7 protein-coding genes are annotated in these 4,446 nt (G+C 61.4%); all 7 read left to right on the forward strand.

All coding sequences use genetic code 11. The annotated features are described in order from the left end of the window. Positions 1–125 precede the first annotated feature (125 nt). Positions 126–899 carry an SGNH/GDSL hydrolase family protein gene (locus ACFUCV_RS14820; protein WP_380817084.1) on the forward strand — a complete coding sequence of 258 codons (774 nt, stop codon included), beginning with the start codon at positions 126–128 and terminating at the stop codon, positions 897–899. Positions 900–1,229: 330 nt separating this feature from the next. Beyond that, positions 1,230–1,466 (forward strand): 50S ribosomal protein L28, encoded by a 237-nt coding sequence (rpmB, locus tag ACFUCV_RS14825; RefSeq protein ID WP_269939687.1) that lies wholly within the window; start codon positions 1,230–1,232, stop codon positions 1,464–1,466. Further along, positions 1,466–1,633, forward strand: coding sequence for a 50S ribosomal protein L33 (rpmG, locus tag ACFUCV_RS14830; protein WP_044574616.1), 168 nt, complete (start codon positions 1,466–1,468; stop codon positions 1,631–1,633). Before rpmB ends, rpmG begins: the two co-directional genes overlap by 1 nt. Before the next feature lie 4 nt (positions 1,634–1,637). Next, on the forward strand, positions 1,638–1,943 hold the full coding sequence (rpsN, locus tag ACFUCV_RS14835) for a 30S ribosomal protein S14 (RefSeq protein ID WP_038465689.1): 306 nt from the start codon (positions 1,638–1,640) through the stop codon (positions 1,941–1,943). Between the two features lie 121 nt (positions 1,944–2,064). Further along, entirely contained in the window at positions 2,065–2,487 is a 423-nt protein-coding gene (locus ACFUCV_RS14840) for a MarR family winged helix-turn-helix transcriptional regulator (protein ID WP_380817087.1), read from the forward strand. A 5-nt stretch (positions 2,488–2,492) separates the two neighbouring features. After that, complete coding sequence (locus tag ACFUCV_RS14845) at positions 2,493–3,896, forward strand: MFS transporter (RefSeq protein ID WP_380817089.1); 1,404 nt, start codon at positions 2,493–2,495, stop codon at positions 3,894–3,896. Between the two features lie 225 nt (positions 3,897–4,121). Next, on the forward strand, positions 4,122–4,403 hold the full coding sequence (locus ACFUCV_RS14850) for an HU family DNA-binding protein (RefSeq protein ID WP_380817090.1): 282 nt from the start codon (positions 4,122–4,124) through the stop codon (positions 4,401–4,403). Positions 4,404–4,446 lie beyond the last annotated feature (43 nt).

Genomic DNA, 4,446 nt, shown 5'->3' on the forward strand with positions numbered 1-4,446 from the left:
CCCTCCTTTCGCGCATCTGCGCCGATGCGCGAAAGGAGGGGACGTACGCGGTGGCTTGGGCGCACCTAGTATTAAGTCACCACCGGCGAAAAGTGCCAGGTGGCGGCAGGAAACAAGGAGCAGCGGTGGAGTTTAAAGCACGGTACGTGGCATTGGGTGATTCATTCACTGAAGGTCTGGGCGACACCGATCCCAGCCTGCCCAACCAGGTCCGCGGCTGGGCGGACAGAACCGCCGAGCAGCTGGCGCTGGCGCACCCCGGACAGAGCTGGGGTTACGCAAACCTGGCCATCCGCGGGAAGAAGATGCAGCAGATCATCTCGGAACAAATCGATGCGGCCGTGGCCTTGCAGCCAACACTTGTCACCATTTATGCCGGCATCAACGATCTCCTGCGGCCCAAGGTGGACATTGACGCCCTGATGGGCAGCTATTCCGAAGGGCTTGCCAAGCTGGCTGGCACCGGCGCCCGTCTGCTGGTTTTTACGGGTTTTGACGCCAGCACCTCCAAGGTTTTTGCCAGCATTCGCGGCCGCACGGCCATCTACAACGAGCTCTTGCGTGAGGTGGTTGAGGGCAATGGCGCCGAACTGGTGGATTATTGGCGTTTCCGGGAGTACAACGATTGGCGCCTGTGGGGAATTGACCGCATGCACATGTCCACCCCCGGCCACATCAACATGGCCAACCGGGTGCTGGCCCAACTGGGCGAATCCGCCCGCATTCCCCTGGCGGAACTGGCCCCGCTGGCCATCCGCACATCCTCGGAAACCTTCCGGGACAATGCCGCCTGGACCAGGGAATACGTTGGTCCATGGGTGGGGCGGCGCTTGCGCGGGGTCTCCTCGGGGGACAATCTGCAGGCGCGCTGGCCGGAACTGCGCTCGCCGCTGCCCTAAAACAAGCCCTACGGCGCCGCGGGCGCCAAGGATGTGGACCCGTGGCGTTGTCCGCGCCAGGCCAATTAGCACAATGGCGGGCTTTGCAATTAGACTGGGTAAGCGCTAGGTGGCGCGGAGCGTGTGCAATTGCTCCGGTTTGCGGTGATTATCCTCCCGTGGGCCGGTAGTTAGGGGCTCAAGTTGCGTGCATTCGGGTATTCGCCGCGAGAGCACTTTTCTTATTCATCATGAAAATGTTAATGGGAATCATGCTGTCCAAGGGCGGACGCCGCCTGGTTGCACGGTCCGCACCAGTGGACCGTATCCATACATTTATTAGGAGTGATCATGGCAGCACACTGCCAGGTGACTGGAGCCGAGCCGGGCTTTGGACATAGCATTTCGCACTCGCACCGCCGCAACAAGCGTCGGTTCGATCCGAACATTCAGAAGAAGCGCTACTGGGTTCCGTCCCTGCGCCGCAATGTAACCCTGCAGGTTTCTGCCAAGGGTATCAAGGTCATCGATGTGCGCGGTATTGACGCCGTCGTTACACAGATTCTGGCACGTGGGGTGAAGCTCTAATGGCGAAAGACAAGGACGTACGTCCGATCATCAAGCTCAAGAGCACGGCCGGTACCGGTTTCACGTACGTGACCCGCAAGAACCGTCGTAACACTCCGGACCGCCTGGTTCTGAAGAAGTACGATCCCAAGATCCGTCAGCACGTCGAATTCCGAGAGGAGCGCTAAGACTATGGCTAAGAAGTCCATGATCGCGAAGAACGAGCAGCGCAAGGTCATCGTGGAGCGTTACGCCGAAAAGCGTCTTGCCCTCAAGAAGGCCCTCGTTAACCCCGCCTCCACCGACGAAGAGCGCGAAGCAGCCCGCCTGGGCCTGCAGAAGCTCCCCCGCAACGCTTCACCGGTTCGCGTTCGCAACCGCGACGCCATCGATGGCCGTCCGCGTGGAACGCTCCAGAAGTTCGGCATCTCCCGTGTACGCTTCCGCAAGATGGCGCACGCCGGCGAACTGCCCGGCATCAAGAAGTCCAGCTGGTAATCACTGATTGTCAGCCATAAAAGGCGGTGACCTTGGGGTCGCCGCCTTTTTTGTGCGCAAAATCAAGTTCATCAAGTCAATTGTTCAAGCAACTTGATCAATTTGCTTGTACACTTAGAGGATGACGTCCCCTCCCGAGTCCTTCTCACCCAAAGAATTTCTGGCGGTTTTGTATCCGCTTCAGCGCCGGCTCCAAGCCGAGCGCACCACCTCGCCCGGCAAATTCGGCATACTGCGGCATTTGGCCGAGCACGGCCAGGCCACGGCATCGGAGCTGGCAGCAGCCATCCTGGTCAGCCCGCAGGCCATTTCCCTGGGAACCCGGGAACTGGTGGCCGCGGGGTGGGTCATGCGTCAGGCCGACGTCGTAGACCGCCGAAAAATCTGGATGCAGCTGACGGAGGCGGGGGTTGCGCAGTTCGAACGTGAATCCGCAGCCGGCCTTGAGTGGGTGTCCCGTGCCGCCAACAGCAGGCTCACGCCGGATGAGCGGGAACTTTTGTCCGCTGCCCTCCCACTTTTGCGCAAGCTTGGTGCGGAGTAGGCCCGATGAACAGCTCCCGCTTTCCCTTGGGTCCGGCCCTGACCTACGCGGCCCTCTCCACAGCCATTGTCAGCTCCCTGGGGATGCTGCTGGTTCCGTCGATCTCCGTGGAAATGAACGTCCCGGTCAGCACCGCCCAGTGGATGCTGACCATCAACCTTCTCGCCGGGGCCATTGCCACCCCCGTCATGGGCCGGCTGAGTGACGGCCCGCATAAAAAGCGGCTGCTGGTGGTTGCCCTGGCCTTGATCCTGCTGGGCTCGGTGGTCGCGGCCGTCGCAAGCAATTTCACCGTGTTCCTCATTGGCCGTGCCATTCAGGGACTGACGTACGGGATTGTGCCTGTGACCATTGCACTGGCACGGCGCTATCTGGAGCCGGCCAAGGTGCAGTCGGCAATCTCCACACTCTCGGTGACGGTGGCCACAGGCATTGGCATTGGCTACCCACTCACCGGCATCATTGCCGGGACGCTCAATTTCCGCTTTGCCTTCTGGTTTGCGGTGCTCTTTGTCCTGACGGCCATTGTGGTGGTGGTGCGGGTGGTCCCGGCCGGTCCGGACGAGCAAGCGCCGCGGCAGCGTTTCGATTTTGTGGGTGCCACGTTCCTGAGCCTGGGCCTGGGAGCGCTGCTGTTGGGCATCAGCGAGGGACCCCATTGGGGCTGGGGATCGCCGGCAATCCTGTTGGTCCTGCTGGCAGCCGCCACGCTCTTGATCTTCTGGGTGGGCGCGGAACTGCGTCTGGAACATCCATTGATCAACCTGCGGGTGCTCAAACATGGTGAGGTGCTGTTGGCCAATGCCACGGCCATTGGCTTGGGAGCTGCCCTCTACATTGGCCTCTCCGTGGCCAGCCTGGTGGCCCAGGCACCGGCATTTACCGGCTACGGTTTGGCCCTGCCCGTGTTCTGGGCGGGTTTTGTGATGTTCCCGTTGTCCCTGGGCAGCTTTGTGGCCAACCGTCTGGTGCGGTCCTTGGCGCGACGGATTCCTTTGGCCGCCCTGCTGCCGGTGGGCGCCGCCCTGATGGCAGCGGCCGGCACCGTGTTGTGGCTTGTCCATTCACAGCTGTGGGAAATTCTGTTGGGCATGCTGGTCTTTGGTTTGGGCATGGGTGCCAGCTACGCGGCCATGCCGGCATTGATCGCCCGCAGCGTCGCGGCCCAGGAACTGGGCAGTTCAGTGAGCTTTAACCAGGTCCTGCGGACCGTGGGCAGTTCCTTCGGGACGGCCGTGGCCGCCGCCATCATGGCCTCCACCGCCACGCCTGACGGACGGGCCGGGACGGCAGGGATCACGGCCACTTTTGAACTCGCCGCCGTGCTTTGCCTTGCCGTGTGCGTGGCCCTGCTGAGCAGGACACTGCTGGGCCGGCTGAGCCGCAGCATCGCGCACAAATCAGTCTGAGGGCAAGCCCCAAGCCCAGGGCTGGGCGCCCCCGGACACTGCGGAAAATGCCGGCCCAAGTGCGCTAAGAGCGCAAATAGGCCGGAAATCAGCCAAAAAATGCCCGGAAATCGCTGGAAAACATTCAAAATTGCCGGAATCACGGGGAAGAACTGGTAAGTTCGCTAGCAGTGGTTGACACGCAACCGCGTGGAATTAGCAATACCGAGGTCCAGGAGGACAAACATGGCAAAGAACCGTAGCGAATTGGTTGCTGAAGTTGCCGCAAAGGCTGAGACCAGCCAGAGCGCAGTAAATGGCGTACTGGATGCACTCTTCTCCGTCTTCGAAAGCTCCGTTGCAGCTGGCGAAAAGATCACCATCCCGGGCTGGCTCTCCATTGAGCGCACCGACCGTGCAGCACGCACCGGCCGCAACCCCCAGACCGGCGAGACCATTGAAATTGCGGCAGGCCACAGCGTCAAGCTGTCCGCCGGCTCGAAGTTGAAGGCTGCCGTCAAGAAGTAGGCACTTCCACAGCACCATGGCGGCGGCCGGGATTTTCCCGGCC

Source organism: Specibacter sp. NPDC057265, from assembly GCF_042668835.1.
Taxonomy (GTDB): Bacteria; Actinomycetota; Actinomycetes; order Actinomycetales; family Micrococcaceae; genus Specibacter.